Origin of the sequence: Pseudonocardia oceanicola, from assembly GCF_047200735.1 — a bacterium.
In the GTDB taxonomy this organism is placed as follows: domain Bacteria; phylum Actinomycetota; class Actinomycetes; order Mycobacteriales; family Pseudonocardiaceae; genus Pseudonocardia.
Window position 1 is genome coordinate 1 of sequence record NZ_JBJZON010000079.1, and the last position, 952, is coordinate 952.

Here is a 952-nt window from a genome sequence, read left to right on the forward strand (position 1 = left end):
CTCCAGGCCGGGGGTGCCGGGGATGGCCCACGGGCGGGCCAGGGTCTCGGTGTCGCGCAGGTAGGGCCAGAACTCCCCGGACCCGTCGGGGGCGTTGGGCTCGGTCGCGAACTGCGGGTCCACGCTCTCCAGCTGTGAGGCGTCGGGGACCTGCCACGGCTCGGACCCGTTGGCCAGCGCCCCGTCCGACAGCACGATCACCGGGGTGCGGTATCTGACGGCGAGGGCGGCGGCCTCGACCGCGGTGTGGAAACAGTCCCCCGGTGAGCGCGGCGCGATGACCGGCAGCGGGGCTTCGCCGTTGCGCCCGTACATGGCTTGGAGCAGGTCGGCCTGCTCGGTCTTGGTCGGCAGCCCCGTACTCGGCCCACCGCGCTGGACGTCGATGACCAGCAGCGGCAGCTCCAGGGCGACCGCCAACCCGATGGTCTCCGACTTCAACGAGATGCCCGGGCCGGAGGTGGTGGTCACCCCCAGCGCCCCGCCGAACGACGCGCCCAGCGCGGCGCCGACCCCGGCGATCTCGTCCTCGGCCTGGAAGGTGGTCACGCCGAAGGCCTTGTGCTTGGACAGCTCGTGCAGGATGTCGCTGGCCGGGGTGATCGGGTAGCTGCCGAGGAAGACGGGCAGCCCGGTGGTCTGCCCGGCCGCGACGATGCCGTAGGCCATCGCGGTGTTCCCGGTGATCTGCCGGTAGGTGCCGGGGGCGAGCTTGGCCGGGGCGACCTCGTAGGTGACCGCGAACGCCTCGGTGGTCTCGCCGTAGGCGTGCCCGGCCCGAAACGCGAGGATGTTCGCCTCGGCCAGTTCCGGGCGGCGGGCGAACTTCTCCCGCAGGAACCGCTCGGTGCCCTCGTGCGGGCGGTGATACATCCACGACAGCAGCCCCAGGGCGAACATGTTCTTCGCCCGCTCGGCGTCCTTCTTGGAAAGCCCGGTGTCCTCCAGGGCC

General features: G+C 72.1%; 1 pseudogene. It reads right to left on the reverse strand.

Annotated elements, in window-relative coordinates:
- A pseudogene (locus ACL02T_RS34880) lies at nucleotides 1-952 on the reverse strand (2-oxoacid:acceptor oxidoreductase family protein); the annotation flags it as partial.